Raw genomic sequence first — 24,730 nt, forward strand, 5'->3', positions numbered from 1 at the left:
CGACCAGGGTGCTGGTCGCGGACGACCAGACGGTGGTGCGCGAGGGCATCGTGATGCTGCTCGGCCTGTTGCCGGGCATCGAGGTGGTGGGTGCCGCCGCCGACGGCGAGGAGGCCGTCGAGCTGGTCGAGCGGCACCGCCCGGACGTCGTCCTGATGGACCTGCGGATGCCGCGCTGCGACGGGGTCGAGGCCACCCGCCGGATCCGGGCGGCGCACCCGGAGACCGAGGTCGTCGTGCTGACCACCTACGCCGACGACGAGTCGCTCTTCCCCGCGCTGCAGGCCGGGGCGCGCGGCTACCTCACCAAGGACGCCGGCGGCGACGAGATCGCCCGGGCCATCGCGGACGTCCGCTCGGGCGCCGCCGGGCTCTCGCCGCAGGTGCAGCTGCGCCTGCTGGAGCGGCTGGCGGGCGGTGCGCAGCAGGCCACCGCGCCGGGCGGGTGGGACGCGTCGCACGGCGGCGGGCGTGGCGGTGGCGGCGGTGCGGGCCGGTCCGGTCCGGCCGGGCCGGGAGCGGGGCGCCCGGCGGAGCTGCCGGACGGGCTGACCGCCCGCGAGGCCGAGGTGCTGGCACTGATCGCGGAGGGCCTCTCCAACACCGAGATCGCCCGTCGGCTGTTCGTCAGCCCGGCCACCGTGAAGACGCACATCAACAATCTGTTCGCCAAGACCGGGGTGCGGGACCGCGCCCAGGCGGTCGCGTACGCCTTTCGCCACGGGTTCACCGGTACGCAGCAGTAGTCGGATGAGCACCTGTCGGATCATCGATCACCTCATCGAGTGAACGTATCTGCAATGGGAGTTGGCGGGCTCCGTGGGCCTCCATCATGGGTTCGGTCAGAGCCCCGCCGGTCCAGGAGCAGTAGTGCCACAGCAGCAGACGAGCAGTCCCGGACAGGGGCAGCGATTCGACTGGTGGGCCGCTCCCGCCGCGGCCCCCCAGCCCGACCGGCCCGCGCCGCCGGCCCCCGCCGTGCCGCCGCCGGCACCACCGGTGCCGTCCGCGCCGCCCGCGGCCCGGACGGAGGCCGCCCCGCTCGGGCCGGCTCCCGTGCCGCCGGTCGAGGCCCCGTCGGCCGTCGACAGCAGCGAGGTGTACCGCGCCGTCCAGGGCAGCGACGCGTTCCAGGAGATCAAGCGCAGCTACCGGGCCTTCGTCCTCCCGGTCAGCGGGGCGTTCCTCGGCTGGTACCTGCTGTACGTCGCCGCCCAGGCCGGCGCGCCCGGGCTGATGCGCAGCCAGGTCGCCGGCCCGGTCAACGTGGCCTGGCTGCTCGGCCTGCTGCAGTTCGCCTCGACCTTCCTGCTCACCTGGCTCTACGCCCGCAACGCCCGCACCAAGCGGGACCGGGCCGCGCTGGGCCTGCGCTGGGACACCCAGGACCAGCTGCGATGAGGACCGCGACCCCGCCTCCCGTCGCCCCCGCCGGCGACCACCACGACCTGGCCATCGTGCTCTTCGCCGTCATCGTCCTGGTCACCCTGGGCATCACCCTCTGGGTGGGCCGCCGGGGCAGCGCCGCCGAGGACTTCTACGCCGGCGGCCGTGACTTCACCCCGCTGCAGAACGGCTTCGCGCTCTCCGGCGACTACCTCTCCGCCGCCTCCTTCCTCGGCGTCGCCGGGCTGATCGCGCTGTACGGCTACGACGGCGTGCTCTACAGCATCGGCTTCCTGGTCGCCTGGCTGGTGGTGCTGATGCTGGTCGCCGAGCTGGTCCGCAACGCCGGCCGGTACACCCTGGCCGACGTGCTGGCGCTGCGCCTGCGGCGGCGCAAGGTCCGGGCGGCGGCCGGCGGCGCCAGCGTCGTCGTCACCCTGCTCTACCTGGTCGCCCAGATGGTCGGCGCGGGCAGCCTGGTCGCCCTGCTGCTCGGCACCAGCAGCACCCAGGCCCGGACCTGGACCATCGTGGCGGTGGGCGGTCTGATGATCGTCTACGTCACGGTCGGCGGGATGCGGGCCACCACCTGGATCCAGATCGTCAAGGCCTTCCTGCTGATCGCGGGCTCGGTGCTGCTCACCGTGCTGCTGATGGTCCGCTTCCACGGGGACGTCGGTGAGCTGATGCGGCAGGCCGCCCAGCACAGCGGCGCCGGGCAGCGGTACCTGGAGCCGGGGCTCAAGTACGGGGCGAGCTTCACCAGCCGGCTGGACTTCTTCAGCCTCGGCCTCGCCCTGGTGCTGGGCACCGCGGGCCTGCCGCACATCCTGTCCCGCTTCTACACGGTGCCCACCGCCCGGGCTGCCCGGCGCTCGACGATGTGGGCGATCGGGCTGGTCGGCGGCTTCTACCTGATGGCCGTCGCGCTCGGCCTGGGCGCCACCGCGCTGGTCGGCTCGGCGGAGGTCCGGCACGCCAACGCGGCGGGGAACACGGCCGTCCCGCTGCTGGCCCTCGTCCTCGGCGGCGGCAACGGCAGCACCGGCGGGGTGGTGCTGTTCGCGCTGATCTCGGCGATCGCCTTCGCCACCATCCTGGCCGTGGTCGCCGGGCTGACGCTCGCCTCCTCGGCCGCGTTCGCCCACGACATCTGGGCGGGCGCCTGGCGGGGGCGCCCGCGCCGTCGGCGGGGCGGCGTGCCGGCCTCCCGGCGGGCCCGCCGGGAGGCGTCCGAGCGCGAGGAGGTCGGCGTCGCCCGGATCGCGGCGGTGGGGATCGGGGCGGTCGCGATCGCGCTCAGCCTCTTCGCCCAGCAGCTGAACGTGGCCTTCCTGGTCGGCCTGGCCTTCGCCGTCGCCGCCTCGGCCAACCTGCCGGTGCTGCTGTACACGCTGTTCTGGCGGCGGTTCACCCCGCGCGGCGCGGTCTGGTCGGTGTACGGCGGGCTGATCCCGGCGATCGTCCTGGTGACCTTCTCGCCGGTGGTCTCCGGGACCAAGGTGGCGCTCTTCCCGGGGGTGGACTTCCACTGGTTCCCGCTGGAGAACCCGGGCCTCGTCTCCATCCCGCTGGGCTTCCTGGCCGGCTGGATCGGCACCCTCACCTCGCCCGAGCCGGCCGACGCGGACCGCTACGCCGAGCTGGAGGTCCGCTCCCTCACCGGAGCCGGCGCGGCCTGAGCCGCGGCGGGCGCCGCGCGGCGCGCACGGAACCCCGACGGGCCTGGGACCCGTCGGGGTTCCGCCGTGAACGGCGGCGTTCGGCCCGGGGCGGCCCTCAGGCCCGGACGGCCAGCACGTAGCGGTGCTCGGGCCGCCCGGTGTCGCCGTAACGCAGGGTGAGCCGCAGCCGGCTGTCCCGCTCCAGCTGCTTGAGGTAGCGCTGCGCGGTGGAGCGGCTCAGCCCGGTGGCGTCCGCGACCTCCTGGGCGCAGAGCGGGCGGCCGGCGCGGCGGAGCACACCGAGCACCAGGTCGGTGGTGGGCGCCGAGTGGCCCTTGGGCAGGGCGGCCGCGGGGGCCGCCGTGCCGCGCAGGGTGGCGAAGAGCCGGTCCACCTCGTCCTGGCCCGCCTCGCGCGCGGCCGGTCCGGCCAGCGCGTGCCGCAGCTGCGCGTAGGCGACCAGCTTCTCCCGCAGCCCCGCGAAGCTGAACGGCTTGACCAGGTACTGCAGGGCGCCGTGCTGCATCGCGGCGTGCACCGTGGAGACGTCCCGGGCGGCCGTCACCATCATCACGTCGCACGCCACCTGCCGTTCGCGCAGGCGCCGCACCAGGGCGAGGCCGGTCTCGTCCGGCAGGTGGTGGTCGAGCAGCAGCAGGTCCACCGGGCGGCGTTCCAGCGCGGCGAGCGCCTGACCGGCCGAGTGCGCGGTGCCGGTGACCCGGAAGCCGGGCACCTTGGCCACGTACGCGGCGTGCACGTCGGCGACCCGGAAGTCGTCGTCCACCACGAGTACGTCGATCATCGGGCCTCCACGAGCGGTGCGGGGACGGGCGGTGCGGGAAGGGGCGGTGCGGGGGCGACCGCGGCCGGGGGGGCGTCGTGCAGGGCCTCGGGGAGCTCGACGGTGAACCGGGCGCCGCCGAGCGGCCCGGTGTCGAGCACGATCCGGCCACCGGTCCGTTCGACCAGCCGCCGCACCATCGCCAGCCCCAGCCCGCGCGGCCGGTGCGCGGGCGCGTCCTTGCTGGTCCACCCCTCTTCGAAGACCCGCTCGCGCAGGGCCGCCGGCACCCCCGGCCCGCTGTCCGCGACCTCGGCCAGCAGGGTGGACCCGGCCGCCACCAGGGTCACCGCCACCTGACCGCCGCCGCCCGGAGCCACCGCGTCGACGGCGTTGTCGATCAGGTTGCCGAGCACCGTGACCAGCGCCCGGGTGTCCACCACCGCGTCCGGCAGGTGCGCCGCCGGGGCGACCGCCAGCCGGACGCCGCGCTCGGCCGCGACCGCCGCCTTGCCGGCCAGCAGCGCCGCCACGTGCGGGTCCCGCACCCGCTCGCCGATGCGGGCCACCGCCGCCGCGTGCGAGCCCGACTGCTCGGAGATGAACGCCACCGCCTGGTCGTGGCGGCCGAGCTCCAGCAGGCCGAGCAGGGTGTGCATCCGGTTGGCGTGTTCGTGGTCCTGGGCCCGCAGGGCCTCGGTGAGGCTGCGGGTGGTGTCCAGCTCACGGACCAGGGACTCCAGCTCGGTGCGGTCGCGCAGGGTGACCACCGCGCCGCCCTCGGCCGTCGCCATCCGGTTCACCACCAGCACCCGGTCGTCCCGGACGGCCGGCAGGTCGGCGCCGGTGATCCGCCCGGCCAGCACGTCGGCCAGTCGGCCCGGCGGCAGCACCTCGTCGATCGGCCGCCCGGCGAACTCCTCGGGGAGGCCGAGCAGCCGCCCCGCCTCGTCGTTGGCGAGCCGGATCCGGCCCCGTTCGTCCAGGGCCACCATGCCCTCCCGGATGCCGTGCAGCATCGCCTCCCGCTCCACCAGCAGCGCCGAGATGTCGGCCAGCGCGATGTTGTGGGTGCGGCGCTTCAGCCGGCGGGCCAGCGCCAGCGTGGCGACGGTGCCGGCGGTCAGCCCGGCGCCCGCGCAGAGCAGGATGCCGGTGAGCATCTTCAGCAGCCGCCGACGGATCGAGTCGTCGCTGATGCCCACCGAGACCTCGCCCACGATCCGCCCGTCGGCGACCCGCAGCGGGACCTTGCCGCGCGCGGTACGGCCCAGGGTGCCCTCCTGGATGGCGGTGACGCTGCGCCCGGCGAGGGCGGGCTCGGGATCGGTGGAGACCCGCTGGCCGATCCGGCCGGGATCGGTGTGCGAGAGCCGGATGCCGTCCAGGTCGGTGACCACGACGAAGCTGGCGCCGGTGGCCGTCCGGATCTGCTCGGCGTTGCGCTGGGCGGTGGCGGCGTCGCGGACCTCGGCGGCCCGGGCGATCGTCTCGTCGCCGGCGGTGGCCTGGGCGATGGACAGCGCGCGCTGCATCGCGTCGTGGTCCAGTTCGGCGCTGACCGGTGCCAGGAACAGGCCGGCGGTGAGGACGGTGACGCCGACGGTCACCACGGTCTGGCTCAGCAGCAGCTGGGCGAAGACCCGGCGGGGCCAGTGGGGGTGTTTCATCCGGGCCTCCTCTCGGGGGCGTCCGACCGGCCGCGGTCGACGGGCGAGGGGGATCAGGGCGGGGCGGGGGGTGGGGGATCGGGCGGGGCGGATCGGGCGGAACCGGGTGGGTGGCGGGTCGGTGGTCGGCACACCCTATGTTTCCGGGGTGGTTCTGTCAGCCGTGCCCCCGCTGTTGTAGCGGAAGCAAAACGAGCAGAACAGCCCTCAACGCGGAGAACCCGCAGTTCGCCGAGAAGTCTCCCGCCGCCGCCCCCGCCGCTCCTAGCCTCCCGGGGCAAGCACAGAGCACCCCGGGAGGTTCCATGAGCACAACCCCGGCGACCGGGCCGGCGCCGGCCCCGGCGATCGAGCTGACCGGCGCCACCAAGCGGTTCCGCACCCCGTCCGGCGCCCTGCACACCGCCGTCCGCGACCTCGACCTGACCGTCGCGCAGGGCGAGTTCGTCGCCGTCGTCGGCCCCACCGGTTGCGGCAAGTCCACCACGCTGACCCTGGTCAGCGGCCTGGAGGAGCCCACCGAGGGCGAGGTCCGGGTGTACGGCCGGCCGGTCGACGGCATCGACCGGAAGGTCGGCTTCGTGTTCCAGCAGGACGCCGTCTTCCCCTGGCGGACCGTGCTGTCCAACGTCACGGCCGGCCCGCGCTTCCGCGGCGTGCCGGCCACCGAGGCCAGGGAGCGGGCCCGCGACTGGCTGGCCCGGGTGGGCCTCGGCGACTTCGAGGACCGCTACCCGCACCAGCTGTCCGGCGGTATGCGCAAGCGCGTCGCGCTCGCCCAGACCTTCGTCAACGACCCCGGCATCCTGCTGATGGACGAGCCGTTCTCGGCGCTGGACGTGCAGACCCGCGCCCTGATGTCCGACCAACTGCTGGAGTTGTGGGCCGGCACCGGGTCGTCCGTGGTCTTCGTGACCCACGACCTGGACGAGGCGATCGCGCTGGCCGACCGGGTCGTGGTGATGACCGCCGGACCGGCCACGGTCAAGGAGGTCTTCACCGTCGACCTGCCCCGCCCGCGCACCGTGGAGGCGGTCCGACTGGAGCCGAGGTTCGTCGAGTTGTACCGGGAGATCTGGGCGTCACTCGGCGAAGAGGTGCGCATCACCCGGGAGAGAGGAGCGGGTCGTGCCGCTTGAGACCGCGCCGGCCGTCGCCGGAAAGGCCCCGGTGGCCACCGCCACCAGGACGGAAGCCCGCGAACGGGCCGCCCGCAGGCGAAGGCTGGGCATCTACGGAGCCCGGATCGCGGTGCTGGTGGCCTTCCTCGGACTCTGGGAGCTGTGCGCCCGCACCGAGGTCGTCGATCCGTTCAACTTCTCCCAGCCGACGAGGATCTGGGACCAGATCTGGCAGTGGATCACCCACGGCACGGCCCAGGGCTCGCTCGGCGAGCAGATCGGCTACACCCTCTACGAGGCCCTGACCGGCTGGGTGATCGGTGTCACCGGAGGCGTGCTGCTGGGCATCGCCCTCGGCCGGATCCGCTTCCTGGCCGACGTGTTCGGGCCGTACATCAAGGTGCTGAACGCCATCCCGCGCATCGTGCTGGCCCCGATCTTCCTGATCTGGTTCGGCCTCGGCCCGGCCTCCAAGGTGGCCTCGGCGGTGGTGCTGGTGTTCTTCCCGGTCTTCTTCAACGCCTTCCAGGGCGCCCGCGAGGTCGACCGCAACCTGGTCGCCAACGCCCGCATCCTGGGCGCCGACAACCGGCGGGTCACCCTTCAGGTGGTCATCCCCGCCGCCACCACGTGGATCTTCACCAGCCTCCACGTCAGCTTCGGCTTCGCGCTGATCGGCGCCATCGTCGGCGAGTACATCGGCGCCACCAAGGGCCTCGGCCTGCTGGTCGCCGCGGCCCAGGGCACCTTCAACGCGGCCGGCGTGTACGCCGCGATGACCATCCTCGCCGTCGTCGCGCTGTTCACCGAGGGGCTGCTGACCTTCGCCGAGAAGAAGCTGTTCCGCTGGAAGCCCGCCGACTCCGGCGACGGCCGCTGACCCCCACCCCGTTCCACCGCAGAGAGGCACCCCCACCCATGCGCCCGAACCCGACCGGCAGAGCTGCCGCCGCCGCCCTCGCCGCCGTCCTGCTGTTCCCGCTCGCCGCCTGCGCCAACGACGCCGCCTCCGTCTCCCACAGCGGAGCCGCCCCGGCCGGGCAGAAGGTCGACGGCCCCACGGTCAAGATCATGGTCGGCGGCCTGGACAAGGTCATCTACCTGCCCGCCATGCTCACCCAGCGCCTCGGGTTCTTCGCCGAGGCCGGAGTCAACGTCGAGCTGCTGAGCGAACCGGCCGGCGTCAACGCCACCACCGCGCTGCTCGCCGGGGACGTCCAGGGCGCGGTCGGCTTCTACGACCACACCATCGACCTCCAGGCGAAGGGCAAGAACGTCGAGTCGGTCGTGCAGTTCTCCCAGGCACCGGGCGAGGTCGAGATCGTCTCCGCCAAGCAGGCCGACGCCATCACCTCGGGCGCCGACTTCAGGGGCAGGAAGCTCGGCGTCACCAGCATCGGCTCCTCCACCGACTTCCTCACCAAGTACCTCGCCGTCAAGAACGGCATCGCGGTCAGCGAGTTCAGCCCGATCGCGGTAGGCGCCGGCCAGACCTTCATCGCCGCGCTCCAGCAGGGCAGCATCGACGCCGGCATGACCACCGACCCGACCGTGGCCGCCGTTCTCGACAAGGGCCTCGGCAAGATCCTCTACGACATGCGGACCCCCGAGGGCTCGCGCGCCGCACTCGGCGGGCTCTACCCCTCGTCCTCGCTCTACATGAGCTCCGAGTGGGTGGAGAAGAACAAGGACACCACCCAGAAGCTCGCCAACGCCTTCGTCAGGACGTTGAAGTGGATGGCCGCGCACACCCCGGCGGAGATCGCCGAGAAGATGCCCGCGGACTACGCGCAGGGCGGCGCCGAGCAGTACGCGGCGGCGATCGGGGCGACCCTGCCGATGTTCACCACGGACGGGGTGATGCCCGCCGACGGGCCGAAGACCGTCCTCGCGGTGCTCGCCGCCTTCCACCCGGACGTCAAGGGCAAGGAGGGCTCCATCGACCTGGCCCGCACCTACACCACGGAGTTCGTCGGCAAGGCCGCCACGGGCTGATCCCGCGCCGGCGGTCCCGCGCCCACCCCCACGGGCGCGGGGCCGTCACCGTTCCTGGACCGACAGCGCCCGGACCGCCGCCACGTCCATCCGCGACGGCGTGCCCGCCGCCTTGCCGCAGCTCTCCGGGCGGGCCGGCTCGCTCGCGCCCTCGACCACGTCCACCTCCCAGGCCCGGCCGTCCCGGTGCCGCACGGTCACCAGCCAGCGGCCCGCGCCGGCGGAGCGCTGGCTCAGGGTCAGCGCGTCCACCTCGGTCTCGCCGGTGGCCAGCCGGACGGCGTGGTCGGCCGCCTGGCCCGGGCGCTCCCAGCCCGAGCAGCCCCGCGACCACTCCGGCACCATGTGCCCGGAGGCCGTCGCCGCCAGCACCTCCTTGGCGCTCTCCGCCGTCAGCCGCCCGTAGGCGAAGCCGTACGGCAGCACCAGCATGGTGGGGGAGAAGCGGTGCCCGCCCAGGTGGGTCACCTCCCACACCTCGCTGTGCCCGGCCGCCGTCAGCTGAGCGGCCAGCGGCCGGCCCAGCAGCGCGCAGCAGCGGTCCCGTCGGCCGTTGGTGCACACCAGGGCCACCGGTCCGCCGACGTGCTCCGCGCCGAACCCGCCGTGCTCGCCCGCCCCCAGCGCCCCGAAGTCCAGCCCGAGCAGCTCCGCGGGGTCCGTGACCGCCCCCCGGCGCACCCAGCCGCGACCCGGCACGGTGTGCGCGAGGAACACCTCGTGCCGCGCGGTCGGCAGGCAGTCGGCGTGCCGGCCCGGCCGCCGGATCAGCGCCACCCGCACGCCCGTCCCGGCGGCGGCCGCCTCCAGGGCCCGCCCCACCGCGGCGTCCAGATGGCTCTCAGCGAGCGCCTTCGCGCCCCACGGCCCGGTCTGCTCGATCAGCAGCCAGGTGGTGGCGGTGGCCGCCGTGGCGGCCAGCGGCTCCGACAGTTCACGCGACACGGTCGCACAGGTGCTCACGCAGGCAAGGCTACCCTTGGCCCCCGGGCCACCGGGGCTTGGCACCCGCTTGGCCCCCTCGGCTCCCGGGCTCCCCGAGCTCCCCGTACGCGGCTCCTGCGACCCGGCCCGGACGCGTGAGAGGGGCGCCGGACTCCGGCACCCCTCCCACGACCTGCGGCCGGCCGCTGTTACACCGGGCCGCCGTTACACCGTTCCGCCCTTACACCGGGCCGGCCACCACACCGATCGGCGCCGTCACCGGCGTGCCCGACCCGTCACGACGCGGGTCGCGCTCCGGCAGGTCGACCGGAGCCCCCTTGGCGCCGGCCGCGCGGGCCGGCGCGGCACCCGCCCAGGCGAAGGACAGCACGTCCTCGCCACGCAGGAACCGCTGGCAGCGCACGCCGCCGGTGGCCCGGCCCTTGCGCGGGTACTGCTCGAACGGCGTGACCTTCCAGGAGCTCTGCTCCTCGCCCGTCAGCGTGCCCGAGGCACCGGCCACCGAGACCACCACCGCGTCCACGGCCGGGTCCACGGCGGTGAAGGAGAGCACCCGGGCGCCGTCCGACAGCTTGATCCCGGCCATGCCGCCCGCCGGTCGGCCCTGCGGGCGCACCTGGCCCGCCGGGTAGCGCAGCAGCTGGGCGTCGGAGGCGATGAAGACCAGGTCCTCCTCGCCGGTGCGCAGCTCGACCGCGCCGACCACCTCGTCACCCTCCTTGAGGGCGATCACCTCGAACTCGTCCTTGTTCGCCGGCCACTCCGGCACCACCCGCTTCACCACACCCTGCGCCGTGCCCAGCGCCAGACCCGGCGAGGACTCGTCCAGCGTGGTCAGCGCCAGCGCCCGCTCGCCCGTCTCCAGCCGCAGGAACTCGCCCACCGCGGCGCCGCCCGCCAGCGTCGGCGACGGCGTCGGCGGCAGCGCCGGCAGGTCGATCACCGGCAGTCGCAGCACCCGGCCCGCCGACGTCACCACACCGATGTCCGCCCGCGCCGTGGCCGGCACCGCCGAAACGATCACATCGTGCTTGGAGCGCTTCTCCGACACCTCGAACGGCTCGCCGTCCGCCGTCCGCGCCAGCAGGCCCGTCGAGGAGAGCAGCACCCGGCACGGGTCGTCCGCCACCTCCAGCGGAACGGACAGCGCCGCCGACGGGGCCGTGCCCGCCTCCAGCAGCACCGTTCGCCGCTCGGTGCCGAACTGCTTCGACACCGCGGCCAGTTCGCCCGACACGACGTTGCGCAGCCGGGTGTCCGACTCCAGGATCTCGGTCAGCTCCGCGATCTCGGAGTTGAGCTTCGCCTGCTCCTCCTCCAGCTCCACCCGGTCGAACCGGGTCAGCCGGCGCAGCGGCGTGTCCAGGATGTACGCGGTCTGCGTCTCCGACAGCGAGAAGCGCTCCATCAGGCGCTCCTTCGCCCGCGCCGCGTTGTCGCTCGACCGGATGATCGCGATGACCTCGTCGATGTCGATCAGGGCCACCAGCAGGCCCTCGACCAGGTGCAGCCGCTCCTGGCGCTTGCGCCGACGGAACTCGCTGCGCCGGCGCACCACCTCGAAGCGGTGGTCGACGTAGACCTCCAGCAGCTCCTTCAGACCCAGCGTCAGCGGCTGGCCGTCCACCAGGGCCACGTTGTTGATGCCGAAGGTCTCCTCCATCGGCGTCAGCTTGTAGAGCTGCTCCAGCAGCGCCTCCGGCACGAAGCCGTTCTTCACCTCGATCACCAGCCGCAGCCCGTGCTCGCGGTCGGTGAGGTCCTTGACGTCCGCGATGCCCTGCAGCTTCTTCGCGTTGACCAGGTCCTTGATCTTCGAGATGACCTTCTCCGGGCCGACGTTGTACGGCAGCTCGGTGACCACGATGCCCTTGCGGCGGGCCGTCACGCTCTCGATCGTCGTCGTCGCACGGATCTTGAAGGTGCCGCGGCCCGACTCGTACGCGTCCCGGATGCCCGACAGGCCGACGATCCGGCCGCCGGTCGGGAGGTCCGGCCCGGGCACGAACCGCATCAGCGTGTCCAGGTCGGCGTTCGGGTGCTTGATCAGGTGCCGGGCCGCCGCCACCACCTCGGACAGGTTGTGCGGCGGCATGTTGGTCGCCATCCCGACCGCGATCCCGGTCGCGCCGTTCACCAGCAGGTTCGGGAACGCGGCCGGCAGCGCCAGCGGCTCCTGCTCGCTGCCGTCGTAGTTCGGGCCGAAGTCGACGGTGTCCTCGTGGATCGACTCCACCATCGCCATCGAAGCCGCCGTCAACCGCGACTCGGTGTACCGCATCGCGGCCGGCGGGTCGTCGTTGCCCAGCGAACCGAAGTTCCCGTGCCCGTCGATCAGCGGCAGCCGCATCGAGAACGGCTGCGCCATCCGGACGACCGAGTCGTAGATCGACGCGTCACCGTGCGGGTGCAGCCGGCCCATCACCTCGCCCACCACGCGGGCGCACTTCACGTGCGCGCGGTCCGGCCGCAGGCCCATCTCGTTGGCCTGGTACAGGATCCGCCGGTGCACCGGCTTCAGACCGTCCCGTGCGTCGGGCAGCGCACGCGAGTAGATCACCGAGTAGGCGTACTCCAGGAAGGAGCCCTGCATCTCGTCCACGACGTCGACGTCGAGGATCCGCTCCTCGAAATCTCCGGGCGGCGGGGTCTGCGAACTGCGGCGGGCCATCGCGGCGGGGCTCCCTTACGTCTCGCTTGCGTCTCGTCGGCGTCAGTCGTCGTCTGCGTCTGCCGTCGTGTGCTGTCCTCGTCGGCTGTCGTCAACAGGGCCCAGCGCCCCCATTGTGGACCCTCGCGCCGACACTCCGAGCCAGCGCCCCTCTTCCGCCCCTGGCGAACGCCCGGTCCGCGCGGACACATCCGAGCCCTCCCCGCGTTGCACCACAATGGGGGACGCCACACGAACCCCCGACATCGACGACGGGAAGGACCCGAGCGCATGGCCAACCCGGCCCCCGCATCCGCCTCCACCGGAGGAACTGGCGCTGCCATCGCCATCACCGAGCACCGCCTGGCCAACGGCCTGCGCGTCGTCCTCTCCGAGGACCACCTCACCCCGGTCGCCGCCGTCTGCCTCTGGTACGACGTGGGCTCCCGCCACGAGGTGAAGGGCCGTACCGGTCTGGCCCACCTGTTCGAGCACCTCATGTTCCAGGGCTCCGCCAGCGTCTCGAACAACGGCCACTTCGAGCTCGTGCAGGGCGCCGGCGGCTCGCTCAACGGCACCACCAGCTTCGAGCGCACCAACTACTTCGAGACCATGCCCGCCCACCAGCTGGAGCTCGCCCTCTGGCTGGAGGCCGACCGGATGGGCTCGCTGCTCGCCGCCCTGGACGACACGTCCATGGAGAACCAGCGCGACGTCGTCAAGAACGAGCGCCGCCAGCGCTACGACAACGTGCCCTACGGCACCGCCTTCGAGAAGCTCACCGCGCTCTCCTTCCCCGACGGCCACCCGTACCACCACACCCCCATCGGCTCCATGGCCGACCTCGACGCCGCCACCCTGGAGGACGCCCGCGCGTTCTTCAGCACGTACTACGCGCCGAACAACGCCGTCCTCTCCGTCGTCGGCGACATCGACCCCGAGCAGACCATCGCCTGGGTGGAGAAGTACTTCGGCTCCATCCCCGGCCACGACGGCAAGCAGCCCCCGCGCGACGGCACCCTGCCCGACACCTTCGGCCGGGAGATCCGCGAGCACATCCACGAGGACGTCCCGTCCCGCGCCCTGATGGCCGCCTACCGGCTCCCGCACGACGGCACCCGCGAGGCCGACGCGGCCGACCTGGCCCTCACCATCCTCGGCAGCGGCGAGTCCAGCCGCCTCTACAACCGCCTCGTGCGCCGCGACCGCACCGCCGTCGCCGCCGGCTTCGGCCTGCTCCGCCTCGCCGGCGCCCCCAGCCTCGGCTGGCTCGACGTCAAGACCTCCGGCGACGCCACCATCGAGCAGATCGACGCCGCCGTCGACGAGGAGCTCGCCCGCTTCGCCGCGGAGGGCCCCACCGCCGCCGAACTGGAGCGCGCCCAGGCCCAGATCGAGCGCGAATGGCTCGACCGGCTCACCACCGTCTCCGGTCGTGCCGACGAACTCTGCCGCTACGCCGTCCTGTTCGGCGACCCGAAGCTGCTGGGCAGCGCCCTGGCCAAGGTGCTCGACGTCACCGCGGAGGAGGTCCAGGCCGTCGCCCAGGCCCGCCTGCACCCGCGCAACCGGGCCGTCCTGGTCTACGAGCCCACCACCGGCGACGACACCGACGCCGACGAGACCGCCACCGACGCCACCGAAGAGGAGGGCGCTGCCGCATGAGCACCGACTACGTCCCCGCCATGACGTTCCACCCCAAGCCCGAGCCCGGCACCGCAGAGCCGTGGGCGTTCCCCGCCCCCGAGCGCGCCGCCCTCGGCAACGGCATCACCGTCCTGCACTGCGACCGTCCCGGCCAGCAGCTCGTCGCCGTCGAGGTCCAGCTCGACGTCCCGCTCGCGGCCGAGCCGGAGGGCCTCGACGGCATCGCCACCATCCTGGCCCGCGCCTTCAACGAGGGCACCGACACCCTCACCGCCGAGGAGTTCGCCGCCGAACTGGAGCGGGCCGGCGCCACCCTCGACGCGCACGCCGACCACCCCGGCCTCCGGGTCTCCCTGGAGGTGCCGGCCTCCCGGCTCCAGCGCGGCCTCGGCCTGCTCGCCGACGCGCTGCGCGCGCCCGCGCTGCCCGAGGACGAGATCGAGCGCCTGGTCGCCAACCGGCTCGACGAGCTCGTCCACGAGGCGGCCAACCCCGCCCGCCGCGCCGCAAAGGCCCTCTACGCCGAGCTCTTCGACGGCGCCGACCGGCTCTCCCGGCCCCGCGGCGGCACCGCCGACACGGTCAAGTCCATCGACCGGGCCGCCGTCAAGGCCTTCTACGACGCCCACGTCCGCCCTTCCACCACCACCGTCGTGGTGGTCGGCGACCTCACCGGCACCGACCTGCCCGCGCTCCTGGAGGCCACCCTCGGCGCCTGGACCGGCACCACCGCGGAGCCCACCGTGCACGCCCCGGTGACCGGCGACGACACCGGCCGCGTCGTCATCGTCGACCGCCCCGGCTCGGTCCAGACCCAGCTGCTCATCGGGCGCGTCGGCCCGGACCGCCACGACCCGGCCTGGGCCGCCCAGATCCTCGGCACCTACTGCCTCGGCGGCACCCTCACCTCCCGCCTGGACCGCGTCCTGCGCGAGGAGAAGGGCTACACCTACGGCGTCCGGGCGTTCGCCCAGCCGCTGCGCTCCGCCGCCGACGGCTCCGGCCGTGCGCTGATCGCGATCAGCGGCTCGGTGGACACCGCGTCCACCGCGCCGGCGCTCGCCGACACCTGGACCATCCTGCGGACCCTCGCCGCCGAGGGCCTCACCGACGCGGAGCGCGACGAGGCCGTGCAGTTCCTGGTCGGCGTGGCCCCCCTGAAGTACGAGACCGCGGGCTCCGTCGCCGGCACGCTGGCCGACCAGGTCGAGCAGGACCTGCCGGACGACTACCAGGCCGAGGTCTACCGCAGGCTCGCCGAGCTGCCGACGGCGGAGGCCACCGAGGCCGTCGTCGCGGCGTTCCCGGCGGACCGCCTGGTCACCGTCCTGGTCGGCGACGCCGCCACGATCGCCGACCCGGTGCGCGAGCTGGGCATCGGCGAGGTCACCGTGATCACCGCCTGATCAGCGCCCGATCCCCCCGGTACGGGCTGGGGCCCGGTGGAGCACTCCGCTCCGCCGGGCCCCCGCGTTTTATCCCGTTGCGGGCCCCGGGCGCCGCGTGGGTAGATGTTCCCCGGCACACACGAACGGGAGGAGGCGGTCACCATGCGGGTCGAGCGAACTGCACGACGCTCCCCAAGGCCGTTCTCCCGCTGTGCCCAGGGCGTCTGAGCCCCACCCCCGGAACTTCCCCGAGCCGCGCCGGGACTCTTCGCGCGGCACCCCACCTAGGCTTGAACCAGCCGACCTTTGGAGGTCGTTCAACCATGTCGTACACCGAGGTACCCGGCGTCCGCGTGCCGATCCGGATGTGGACCGACCCGGCCACCGTCGAGGGCCAGGCCATGCAGCAGCTGCGCAACATCAGCTCGCTGCCCTGGCTGCACGGCCTCGCCGTGATGCCCGACGTCCACCTGGGCAAGGGCGCGACGGTCGGCTCCGTGATCGCGATGAAGGGCGCCGTCTGCCCGGCGGCCGTCGGCGTCGACATCGGCTGCGGGATGAGCGCCGTCAAGACCTCGCTCACGGCCGGGGACCTGCCCGACGACCTCTCGCGACTGCGCTCCAAGATCGAGCAGGCCATCCCGGTCGGCCGCGGCCAGCACACCGACCCGGTCGACCCGAAGAAGCTCCACGGCTTCGCCACGGCGGGCTGGGACGACTTCTGGGAGCGGTTCGACGGCGTGGCCCACGAGGTCAAGTGGCGCCGCGAGCGGGCCATGCAGCAGATGGCGACCCTCGGAGGCGGCAACCATTTCATCGAAGTATGTGTTGATAGCACCGGGGTCGTGTGGCTGATGCTGCACTCCGGGTCCCGGAACATCGGCAAGGAGCTGGCGGAGCACCACATGGGCGTCGCCCGGTCGCTGCCGCACAACCAGGGGCTGATCGACCAGGACCTCGCGGTCTTCATCGCGCAGACCCCGCAGATGGCCGCCTACCGCGAAGACCTCTTCTGGGCGCAGGAGTACGCCAAGAAGAACCGTGCGGTGATGATGGCGCTCTTCCAGGACGTCGTCCGCCGTGAGTTCGCCAAGGCGAGGGTCACCTTCGACGAGGTGATCAGCTGCCACCACAACTACGTGTCGGAGGAGCGGTACGACGGCGTCGACCTGCTGGTGACCCGCAAGGGCGCGATCAAGGCCGGCTCCGGTGACTTCGGCATCATCCCCGGTTCGATGGGCACCGGCTCCTACATCGTCCGCGGCCTCGGCAACGAGGCGGCGTTCAACTCCGCCTCGCACGGCGCCGGCCGGAAGATGAGCCGCAACGCCGCGAAGAAGCGGTTCACCACCCAGGACCTGGTCGAGCAGACCAAGGGCGTGGAGTGCCGCAAGGACAGCGGCGTCGTGGACGAGATCCCCGGTGCGTACAAGTCGATCGAGAAGGTGATCGAGCAGCAGAAGGACCTCGTGGAGGTCGTCGCCCACCTGAAGCAGGTCCTCTGCGTCAAGGGCTGACCCGGGCGCAGGGCCCGCGGCTCCGCCGCCGCCGGGTGCCGGGCATGCGGAAGGGGGGCACCGCCGTGGCGGTGCCCCCCTTCCTCGATGGTGCTCAGGCGGCGGCCGGCAGCTCGTCGAGGCCTTCCCGGACCAGCTGGGCGAGGCGGTCCAGGGCCTCGTCCGCGCCCTCGGCGTCGGAGGCGAGGACGACCTCCTCGCCGCCCTGGGCGCCGAGGCCGAGCAGGCCGAGCATGGAGGCGGCGTTGATCGGGGTGCCGCCGGGCTTGGCGATGGTGATCGGCACGCCGGTGGCCGTGACGGCCCGGACGAAGACGGAGGCGGGACGGGCGTGCAGGCCCTCGGCCCAACCGATGGTGACGCGGCGCTCAGCCATGAGACGTGCCTTTCCGGTGAAGCTGGTCATGGCCGGGGCAGGGGGGTTCCTTCGACCATGTTGTCTAGACCAGTGTTGCATGCAGGCAACCCCTGCGAGCCGCCGCGTTCAGGACTTGTGATTGTTTCTTTCGGGGGCATAACCCCCGGCCAGTGGCCGTCTCCACCCTGCCGCGACGACACGTCCGGCGCCATTCGGCTCGCCGCCGGATAACCTGACGAATGTGGACGACTCCGCGGTACCGCACCCCGAGCAGACCCCGCAGGATCCGCAGAACCGGCCGGCTCCCCAGCCCCGGCAGTCCCAGGATGCGGACTACCCGCAGCACTGGGAGGCCGACGTCCTGCTGCGTGACGGCGGCACGGCCCGGATCCGGCCGATCACGCCCGCCGACGCCGGCCGGCTGGTCGAGTTCTACGAGCAGGTGTCGGACCAGTCCAAGTACTTCCGCTTCTTCGCGCCCTACCCGCGGCTCTCCGACAAGGACGTCCGCCGCTTCACCCACCACGACTTCGTGAACCGGGTCGGCCTCGCCGTGGTGGTCCGCGACCGCTTCATCGCCACCGTCCGCTACGACCGGATCGACGCCGACGGCCGCCCCTCGGAGACCGGCACCGACGCCGAGGTGGCGTTCCTGGTGCAGGACGCCCACCAGGGCCGCGGGGTCGCCTCCGCACTGCTGGAACACATCGCCGCGGTGGCCCAGGAGCGCGGCATCCGCCGCTTCCAGGCCGAGGTGCTGCCGGAGAACCGCAAGATGGTGAAGGTCTTCACCGACGCCGGCTACACCCAGCACCGCAGCTTCGCGGACGGTGTGGTCCACCTGGAGTTCGACCTGGAGCCGACCGCCGCCTCGCTGGCCGTGATGCGGGCGCGCGAGCACCGGGCCGAGGCGCGGTCCGTGCAGCGGCTGCTCACCCCGCGCTCGGTCGCGGTGGTGGGCGTCTCCCGCCACCCGCAGACCGTCGGCCGGGCGATCCTGCGGGACCTGCTCGGCGGGCTGCCGCACGGTGACGACCGCCGCGTCTACGCGGTGAACCGCAACGCCCCGCCCGGCACCGCGCTGGACGGCGTCCCGGTGCACCGCTCGGTGCTGGAGATCCCCGGCCCGGTGGACCTCGCCGTGATCGCCGTCCCGGCCGCCGCCGTCCCCGCCGCCGTCGCCGACTGCGGCGCGCACGGCGTGCAGGGCCTGGTGGTGGTCACCGCCGGCTACGCCGAGACCGGCCCGGAGGGCCGCGACCGCCAGCGCGCCCTGGTCCGCCAGGCCCGGGCGGCCGGCATGCGGGTCATCGGCCCGAACGCCTTCGGCCTGATCAACACCGACCCCGCGCTCCCGCTCAACGCCTCGCTCGCACCCGTCCTGCCGCGCCGGGGCGGCTTCGGCATCTTCTGCCAGTCCGGCGCGATCGGCGTCGCCCTGCTGGAGGCCGCCCACCGCCGGGGCCTCGGCGTCTCCTCCTTCGCCTCGGTCGGCAACCGCTCCGACGTCTCGGGCAACGACTTCCTCCAGTACTGGGCGGAGGACCCGGCCACCGACGTCGTGCTGCTCTACCTGGAGTCCTTCGGCAACCCCCGCAAGTTCACCCGGATCGCCCGCCGGCTCGCCGCCGTCAAGCCGATCGTGGTCGTCAAGGGCGCCCGCCACACCGGCAGCCTGCCGCCCGGCCACGCCATCCCGGTCACCGCCAGCGGGCTGCGCGACGCCACCGTCGACGCCCTGTTCGAGCAGGCCGGCGTCACCCGGGTGGAGACCATCACCGAGCTGTACGACACCGGGGAGCTGCTCGCGCTCCAGCCGCTGCCGCCCGGCGACCGGGTCGCCGTCGTCGGCAACTCCGACTCGCTCGGCCTGCTCACCCACGACGCCTGCCTCAGCGCCGGTCTGCGCCCCCGCACCCCGGTCGACCTCACCACGGCCGCCACCGGCGAGAACTTCCGGATCGCGCTGGACGTCGCACTCGCGGACCCGGCCGTGGACGCGGTGATCGCCGTCGCGATCCCGCCCATCGGCACCTCCGCGCACGCCTTCATGGGCGGCCGGCTGACCGGTCCGGACGATCCCGAGATGGGCTCCGACGATCCCGAGATCGCCGCCGCCCTGCTCGAAGCGGGCGAGCGCGCGAGGGAGTTGGGCAAGCCGCTGGTGCTCGCCCACCTGGCGCTGACCGACCTGCCGAGCCGGCTCCGCCCGGGCGGCATCCCCGCCTACCCGGCACCGGAGCGCGCCGTCCGCGCCCTCGCGCACGCCGTCCACCACGCCGAGTGGCGGCGCCGGACGGCCGAGGCGGAGGAGACCGCCCGCGTCCCGGAGCTGGACCGGATCGACGAGGGCGGCGCCCGCGACCTGGTCGAGGCGGCGCTCAGCACCCGGACCGCGATCGCCGCCCGCACCCAGCCCGGCGGCGCGCGGATCACCCTGCCGGAGGCCGGCGCCACCGCGCTGCTCGCGCACTACGGCATCGACGTCTCCCCGACCCTGCCCGCGCCCGACGAGGAGTCCGCCGTCCGCGCCGCCGCGACGCTCGGCTACCCGGTGGCGCTCAAGGCGACCGCCCCGCACCTGCGCCACCGCCCCGACCTCGGCAGCGTCCGTCTCGACCTGACCGGCGAGCCGGGGCTGCGCCGCGCCCACCGCGAGCTGGACGCGCTGCTCGGCGGGGCCGCCCAGGCCGAACTCGTCGTGCAGCGCCTGGCCCCGCGCGGTGTGGACACCGTGATCGGGGCCACCGTCGACCCGGCGGTGGGCGCGATCCTCTCCTTCGGTCTGGCCGGCGCCCCGGCCGAGCTGCTCGGTGATGTTGCCCACCGTCTGGTCCCCGCCACCGACCAGGACGTCGCCGGTCTGATCCGCGAGGTCCGGGCGGCCCCGCTGCTGTTCGGCTGGCGCGGCGCCGAGGCGGTGGACACCGCCGCGCTGGAGGAACTGCTGCTGAGGGTGTCGCGGCTGGTCGACGATCTCCCGGAGGTCGCCTCGGTGGACCTCGAACCCGTGGTCGTCGCCCCGCACGGACTGGCGATCCTGGGGGCGCGGGTGCGGATCGCGCCCCTGCCCGTCCGCAGCGATCTGGGCCCGCGCGCGATGAGCACGCTGTAACCTTCCTTGGTTGCGCCCTGTCCGGGGGCGCTGTCGTCCGGAAGCTCGGCGCCGCGCCGCCCGCTTCGTCGGCGGACCATGCCAGGATGGAGTTATGGCGAAGACCGGTACCACCACCACTCAGGACCTGCGCTCGGCGATCGAGCGCAGCGGCTACTACCCGGCCCTGGTGTCCGAGGCGGTCGAGTCCGCGGTGGGTCCCGAGCCGATCAGCTCCTACCTGGTGCACCAGGAGACCACCTTCGACGCCAACGAGGTGCGCCGGCACGTCACCGTGCTGGTGCTGACCCCGACCCGTTTCGTGGTGAGCCACACCGACGAGCAGTCCGGCGGCGAGGCCGGCCCCGCGGTGCCCTACGCCACCACCTCCACCGAGAGCGTCCGGCTGGACCGGATCGGCTCGGTCGTGGTGAGCCGGATGGTCGCCAACCCGGAGACCTACACCCCCGGCACGCTGCCCCGCGAGGTCGTGCTGACCATCGGCTGGGGTGCCGTGCAGCGCCTGGACCTGGAGCCGGCCGGCTGCTCGGACCCGAACTGCGAGGCCGACCACGGATACACCGGATCGGCCACCGCTGACGACCTGTCACTGCGGGTCAGCGAGGCGGGTGACGGCCCGGAGACGGTCGCCCAGGCCCTGGTGTTCGCCCGGGCGCTCTCCGACGCCACGATCAGCAACGGTCCGCGGGTCTGAGCCGACGCACCGGAAGCCAGGAAGTCAGCCTCTCACCCATGTCCTTCGCACCCGACGCCCACGACGCCTTCGAGATCCTCGACCCCGCCGCCGCCCCGGCCCCCCTGTACGGCGGCGGCTCGCTCTGTGACCTGCTGCCCTCGGTGGCGGCCGGACTCGGCGTGCCCGGCTTCACCGCCGCACTGCCGATCGCCCCGGCCGACCGGGTGGTGGTCTTCCTGGTCGACGGACTCGGCTGGGAGCTGCTGCTGCGCCACCCCGAGTACGCGCCGTTCCTCTCCTCGCTGATCGGCAGCTCGCTCGCCGGCACCGGCCGCCCGCTGACCGCCGGCTTCCCGTCCACCACCGCCACCTCGCTGGCCTCGGTCGGCACCGGGACCCCGCCCGGCCTGCACGGTCTGGTCGGCTACACGGTCGCGGTGCCGGGCGCCGGCCACCTGATGAACCAGCTGCGCTGGCAGCCGCCGGTCGCCCCGCACACCTGGCAGCCGTACCCGACGGTGTTCGAGCAGACGCACGCCGCCGGGGTGGCGACCGCCCAGGTCTCCTCGCCGCTGTTCGCCCAGACCCCGCTGACCCGGGTGGCGCTCTCCGGCGGCAGCTTCCTCGGCCGCACCACCGGCGAGGAGCGGATGGACCAGGCCGCCCGCTGGCTGGCCGAGCACGACCGCGCCCTCGTCTACACCTACGTGAGCGAGCTGGACGGCGCGGGGCACCGGTTCGGGGTGGACTCCGACGACTGGCGGATGACGCTGGACGCGGTGGACCGCCTGGCCCGCCGCCTGGCCGAGCAGCTGCCGCCGCGGTCGGCGATGTACGTCACCGCCGACCACGGCATGATCGACATCGCTCCGGAGGACCGGATCGACTTCGACGAGGACTGGGAGCTGGGCGCCGGCGTCGCCCTGCTCGGCGGCGAGGGCCGGGCCCGGCACGTCTACGCGGTGCCCGGCGCGGCCGCCGACGTGTACGCGGTCTGGAGCGAGGTGCTGGGCGACCGGATGTGGGTGGCCAGCCGGGACGACGCGATCGCGGCAGGCTGGTTCGGACCCTCCGTGGACGAGCGGGTCTACCTGCGGATCGGCGACGTGGTCGCCGCCGCCCGGGACGACGTCGCGGTGACCGCCTCCCGCAACGAGCCCGGCGAGTCCGCGATGATCGGTTTGCACGGCTCGATGACCCCGGTCGAGCAGTTCGTGCCCCTGCTCGAAGTCCGCACGTGAACCCCCTTGAAGTGAAAGGCCTTCGCACCACCCATGGCTGAACTGGTGTTCTTCTCGGGCACGATGGACTGCGGGAAGTCGACGCTCGCGTTGCAGATGGACCACAACCACGCCGCGCGCGGCCGGCAGGGGATCATCCTCACCCGCAACGACCGGGCCGGCGCGGCCACCATCTCCAGCCGGCTCGGCCTGCAGGCCGAGGCGGTCGAGGTGGCGGACGAATTCGACTTCCACGCCCACGTCGTGCACCGGCTCTCGGCCGGCGGCCGGGTGGACTACCTGATCTGCGACGAGGCCCAGTTCTTCGCCGCCGAGCAGGTTGACCAACTGGCCAGGGTGGTGGACGAACTCGGCATCGACGTGTTCACCTTCGGCATCACCACGGACTTCCGCACCCGGCTGTTCCCCGGTTCCCAGCGGCTGATCGAACTGGCCGACCGGGTGGAGGTCCTCCAGGTCGAGGCGCTCTGCTGGTGCGGCGCGCGGGCCACCCACAACGCCCGTACGGTGGGCGGCGTGATGGTGGTCGAGGGCGCCCAGGTCGTGATCGGCGACATCACGGTGCGCGAGGACGAGGTCGGCTACGAGGTGCTCTGCCGCCGGCACCACCGCCGCCGGCTGACCGCCGCCACCGCCCGCGTCTCGGTGCTCTCCCCGGACGTGCTGCCCTTCGAGGAACAGCAGGCCTGACCCGCTCCTACCGGAGCCCCGCCTGCAGCACCGAGAAGTGCCCGCCCTGCGGGTCCGCGAGTCGAGCCACCGGTCCGCGCCCGCTCTCGTGCGGCTCCAGCAGCACCCGCCCGCCCAGCCGGATCGCCCGACGGACCGTCAGTTCGACGTCCTGGACGGCGAAGTGGACTCGCCAGCGCGGCGGGTGGCCGCGCAGTTCGGCGCCGTGCCGGATGCCCGCCACCGGCCGGCCGTCCACCAGCAGCGCGGACTCGCCGCCGGCGGGTGCCACCGGCCGCCCGAGCACCGCGCCGTAGAACACCGCGGCGCCCTCCTCGTCCGGCGTGAGCAGCTCGGCCCAGGCCGGTCCGCCGGGCTCGGGTCCGGCCTCGCGGCCGATGTGCTCCTCGCCCTGCCAGAGGCCGAAGACCGCGCCGGAGACGTCGGCCGCGATCGCGAGCCGTCCGGCCCGCTCGGCCTGGAGCGGCCCGACCGCCACCGTTCCGCCGCACTCGTGCACCAGTTGGGCCGTCCGGTCGGCGCTGTCCACCGCGAAGTAGGTGGTCCACTGCACCGGGAAGCCGGGCACCGCGGCGACGCCGAGGCCGGCGACCGGCGCACCGCCCGACTCGGCCCGGACGTAGTCACCGAGCTCGGTGGGGCCGGGGGTGTACGTCCAGTCGAGCAGCTCGCCGTAGAACGCGCGGGCGCCGGCCAGGTCGTCGGTCATCAGGCTGACCCAGCACGGCGTGCCCTGGGCCAGCCGGAGTGTCACCGCGGGCATGCGGGCCTCCTCACGGGGCGGTCGGCGCACGGACCTGCGCACGTGAGGGTGATGGTTCCACCCTGGCGCGCGTCGAACCCTCGGGCCGCGCGGAAAGTCCGGCAAAGACCGCACAAAGAGCGTTGAGTTGGTGGTGCTGCGCGAGAATGACCGCCATGACGACCTCTCACGATGACTCCCCGCTGGTGTCGGTGGCCGGCCTGCGGGAGGCGCTCGCCTCGGCGCGTCCGCCCGTCCTGCTCGATGTGCGCTGGCAGCTCGGCGGCCCTCCCGGCATCGAGGACTACGCGGCGGGCCATCTGCCCGGTGCGGGCTTCGTCGCGCTGGACACCGACCTCGCCGCCCCGGCCGGGCCGCCCGGGCGCGGTGGCCGTCACCCGCTGCCCGACCCGGAGGAGTTGGGCGCCGCGCTGCGCCGCCTCGGGGTCCGCGCCGACCGTCCGGTGGTGGTGTACGACGGTGCGACCTCGCTGGCGGCGGCGCGCGCCTGGTGGCTGCTGCGCTGGGCCGGTCACCCGGACGTGCGGGTGCTGGACGGCGGGTTCGCCGCGTGGCAGGCGGCCGGGCTGCCGGTGACCACCGAGGTGGAGAGCCCGGAGCCGGGTGACTTCAAGCCGGTGCCCGGGCAGTTGCCGACGGTCGACGGGGACGGCGCGGCCGCGCTGGCCCGGACCGGTCTGCTGCTGGACGCGCGGGCGGGCGAGCGCTACCGGGGCGAGACCGAGCCGATCGACCCGCGGGCCGGCCACGTGCCGGGGGCGCTCTCCGCGCCGACCACCGAGAACGTCGGCCCGGACGGGCGGTTCCGGCCGGCCGCCGAACTGGCCGAGCGGTTCCGCGCGCTGGGCGCCGCCGAGCGGGAGACCGCGGTGTACTGCGGGTCCGGGGTGACGGCGGCCCACCAGATCCTCGCCCTGGCGGTGGCCGGGCTGCCGGCCGCGCTGTACCCGGGCTCGTGGAGCGAGTGGTCGAGCGACGAGAGCCGCCCGGTGGCGGTCACCGAGCAGCCCGGCTGAGAGACGGAACGGGAGAGGGGTGGCGGGCCGACCGCGAGGTCGCCCCGGAAGGCGGGGACCACGTCGAGCAGGCTGGTCAGCGAGTCACGGGACTCGGCGGTGGC

Annotated in this window: 20 protein-coding genes; 14 read left to right on the top strand and 6 right to left on the bottom strand. The window is 73.8% G+C overall.

The features are described from left to right. Positions 1-53 precede the first annotated feature (53 nt). From ACZ34W_RS25055 to ACZ34W_RS25065, 3 genes are all read left to right on the top strand, one after another. Positions 54-746 (top strand): response regulator, encoded by a 693-nt coding sequence (locus tag ACZ34W_RS25055; RefSeq protein ID WP_465607246.1) that lies wholly within the window; start codon positions 54-56, stop codon positions 744-746. Positions 747-870: 124 nt separating this feature from the next. After that, positions 871-1,401: a DUF485 domain-containing protein gene (locus tag ACZ34W_RS25060; RefSeq protein WP_465607221.1), complete on the top strand. Its 531-nt coding sequence runs from the start codon at positions 871-873 to the stop codon at positions 1,399-1,401. Beyond that, positions 1,398-3,068, top strand: a complete 1,671-nt coding sequence (locus ACZ34W_RS25065) for a solute symporter family protein (protein ID WP_465607223.1) — start codon at positions 1,398-1,400, stop codon at positions 3,066-3,068. Before ACZ34W_RS25060 ends, ACZ34W_RS25065 begins: the two co-directional genes overlap by 4 nt. A 97-nt stretch (positions 3,069-3,165) precedes the next feature. Here the strand turns inward: ACZ34W_RS25065 and ACZ34W_RS25070 are convergent, their stop codons facing one another. Next, positions 3,166-3,855: a response regulator gene (locus ACZ34W_RS25070; RefSeq protein ID WP_329489873.1), complete on the bottom strand. Its 690-nt coding sequence runs from the start codon at positions 3,853-3,855 to the stop codon at positions 3,166-3,168. Further along, positions 3,852-5,504 (bottom strand): ATP-binding protein, encoded by a 1,653-nt coding sequence (locus ACZ34W_RS25075; protein ID WP_465607225.1) that lies wholly within the window; start codon positions 5,502-5,504, stop codon positions 3,852-3,854. The genes ACZ34W_RS25070 and ACZ34W_RS25075 overlap by 4 nt, the downstream gene beginning before the upstream one ends. Before the next feature lie 305 nt (positions 5,505-5,809). On the opposite strand from ACZ34W_RS25075, the gene ACZ34W_RS25080 reads away from it, so the two are divergent. From ACZ34W_RS25080 to ACZ34W_RS25090, 3 genes are read left to right on the top strand one after another with little or no spacing between them, the layout of a single operon-like run. Further along, entirely contained in the window at positions 5,810-6,643 is an 834-nt protein-coding gene (locus ACZ34W_RS25080) for an ABC transporter ATP-binding protein (protein WP_329489875.1), read from the top strand. Between the two features lie 31 nt (positions 6,644-6,674). Next, complete coding sequence (locus tag ACZ34W_RS25085) at positions 6,675-7,505, top strand: ABC transporter permease (RefSeq protein WP_380388628.1); 831 nt, start codon at positions 6,675-6,677, stop codon at positions 7,503-7,505. A 38-nt stretch (positions 7,506-7,543) separates the two neighbouring features. Then, entirely contained in the window at positions 7,544-8,620 is a 1,077-nt protein-coding gene (locus ACZ34W_RS25090) for an ABC transporter substrate-binding protein (RefSeq protein ID WP_465607228.1), read from the top strand. A 45-nt stretch (positions 8,621-8,665) separates the two neighbouring features. On the opposite strand, the gene ACZ34W_RS25095 is transcribed toward ACZ34W_RS25090, so the two are convergent. After that, positions 8,666-9,583 (bottom strand): sucrase ferredoxin, encoded by a 918-nt coding sequence (locus tag ACZ34W_RS25095; RefSeq protein WP_352294218.1) that lies wholly within the window; start codon positions 9,581-9,583, stop codon positions 8,666-8,668. A gap of 202 nt (positions 9,584-9,785) precedes the next feature. Further along, positions 9,786-12,236 carry a DNA gyrase/topoisomerase IV subunit A gene (locus ACZ34W_RS25100; protein WP_465607230.1) on the bottom strand — a complete coding sequence of 817 codons (2,451 nt, stop codon included), beginning with the start codon at positions 12,234-12,236 and terminating at the stop codon, positions 9,786-9,788. Between the two features lie 270 nt (positions 12,237-12,506). On the opposite strand from ACZ34W_RS25100, the gene ACZ34W_RS25105 reads away from it, so the two are divergent. From ACZ34W_RS25105 to ACZ34W_RS25115, 3 genes are all read left to right on the top strand, one after another. Further along, positions 12,507-13,880, top strand: coding sequence for a M16 family metallopeptidase (locus ACZ34W_RS25105; protein WP_352294214.1), 1,374 nt, complete (start codon positions 12,507-12,509; stop codon positions 13,878-13,880). Beyond that, a complete protein-coding gene (locus tag ACZ34W_RS25110; RefSeq protein WP_329489881.1) occupies positions 13,877-15,268 on the top strand; it encodes a M16 family metallopeptidase in 1,392 nt (463 codons plus the stop codon). Before ACZ34W_RS25105 ends, ACZ34W_RS25110 begins: the two co-directional genes overlap by 4 nt. A gap of 305 nt (positions 15,269-15,573) precedes the next feature. Beyond that, positions 15,574-16,767, top strand: a complete 1,194-nt coding sequence (locus tag ACZ34W_RS25115; RefSeq protein WP_465607233.1) for an RtcB family protein — start codon at positions 15,574-15,576, stop codon at positions 16,765-16,767. 94 nt (positions 16,768-16,861) lie between these two features. On the opposite strand, the gene ACZ34W_RS25120 is transcribed toward ACZ34W_RS25115, so the two are convergent. Continuing rightward, positions 16,862-17,143: an HPr family phosphocarrier protein gene (locus tag ACZ34W_RS25120; protein ID WP_465607235.1), complete on the bottom strand. Its 282-nt coding sequence runs from the start codon at positions 17,141-17,143 to the stop codon at positions 16,862-16,864. A gap of 343 nt (positions 17,144-17,486) precedes the next feature. On the opposite strand from ACZ34W_RS25120, the gene ACZ34W_RS25125 reads away from it, so the two are divergent. The 4 genes from ACZ34W_RS25125 to ACZ34W_RS25140 all read left to right on the top strand — a co-directional run bounded on the left by ACZ34W_RS25125 (position 17,487) and on the right by ACZ34W_RS25140 (position 22,847). Continuing rightward, positions 17,487-20,240 carry a bifunctional acetate--CoA ligase family protein/GNAT family N-acetyltransferase gene (locus ACZ34W_RS25125; RefSeq protein WP_465607248.1) on the top strand — a complete coding sequence of 918 codons (2,754 nt, stop codon included), beginning with the start codon at positions 17,487-17,489 and terminating at the stop codon, positions 20,238-20,240. 94 nt (positions 20,241-20,334) lie between these two features. Further along, positions 20,335-20,934: a DUF5998 family protein gene (locus ACZ34W_RS25130; protein WP_329489885.1), complete on the top strand. Its 600-nt coding sequence runs from the start codon at positions 20,335-20,337 to the stop codon at positions 20,932-20,934. 38 nt (positions 20,935-20,972) lie between these two features. Further along, positions 20,973-22,157: an alkaline phosphatase family protein gene (locus tag ACZ34W_RS25135; RefSeq protein WP_465607237.1), complete on the top strand. Its 1,185-nt coding sequence runs from the start codon at positions 20,973-20,975 to the stop codon at positions 22,155-22,157. A gap of 33 nt (positions 22,158-22,190) precedes the next feature. Continuing rightward, positions 22,191-22,847 carry a thymidine kinase gene (locus tag ACZ34W_RS25140; RefSeq protein ID WP_329489887.1) on the top strand — a complete coding sequence of 219 codons (657 nt, stop codon included), beginning with the start codon at positions 22,191-22,193 and terminating at the stop codon, positions 22,845-22,847. A gap of 7 nt (positions 22,848-22,854) precedes the next feature. On the opposite strand, the gene ACZ34W_RS25145 is transcribed toward ACZ34W_RS25140, so the two are convergent. Next, the gene (locus ACZ34W_RS25145; RefSeq protein ID WP_329489888.1) at positions 22,855-23,610 is read right to left on the bottom strand and encodes a VOC family protein; all 756 of its coding nucleotides are present in this window, start codon (positions 23,608-23,610) and stop codon (positions 22,855-22,857) included. A gap of 155 nt (positions 23,611-23,765) precedes the next feature. Here ACZ34W_RS25145 and ACZ34W_RS25150 point away from each other — a divergent pair, with 155 nt between their 5' ends. Continuing rightward, complete coding sequence (locus ACZ34W_RS25150; protein ID WP_329489889.1) at positions 23,766-24,626, top strand: sulfurtransferase; 861 nt, start codon at positions 23,766-23,768, stop codon at positions 24,624-24,626. Positions 24,627-24,730: the final 104 nt, after the last annotated feature.

The organism is Kitasatospora sp. NPDC022856 (assembly GCF_055561235.1).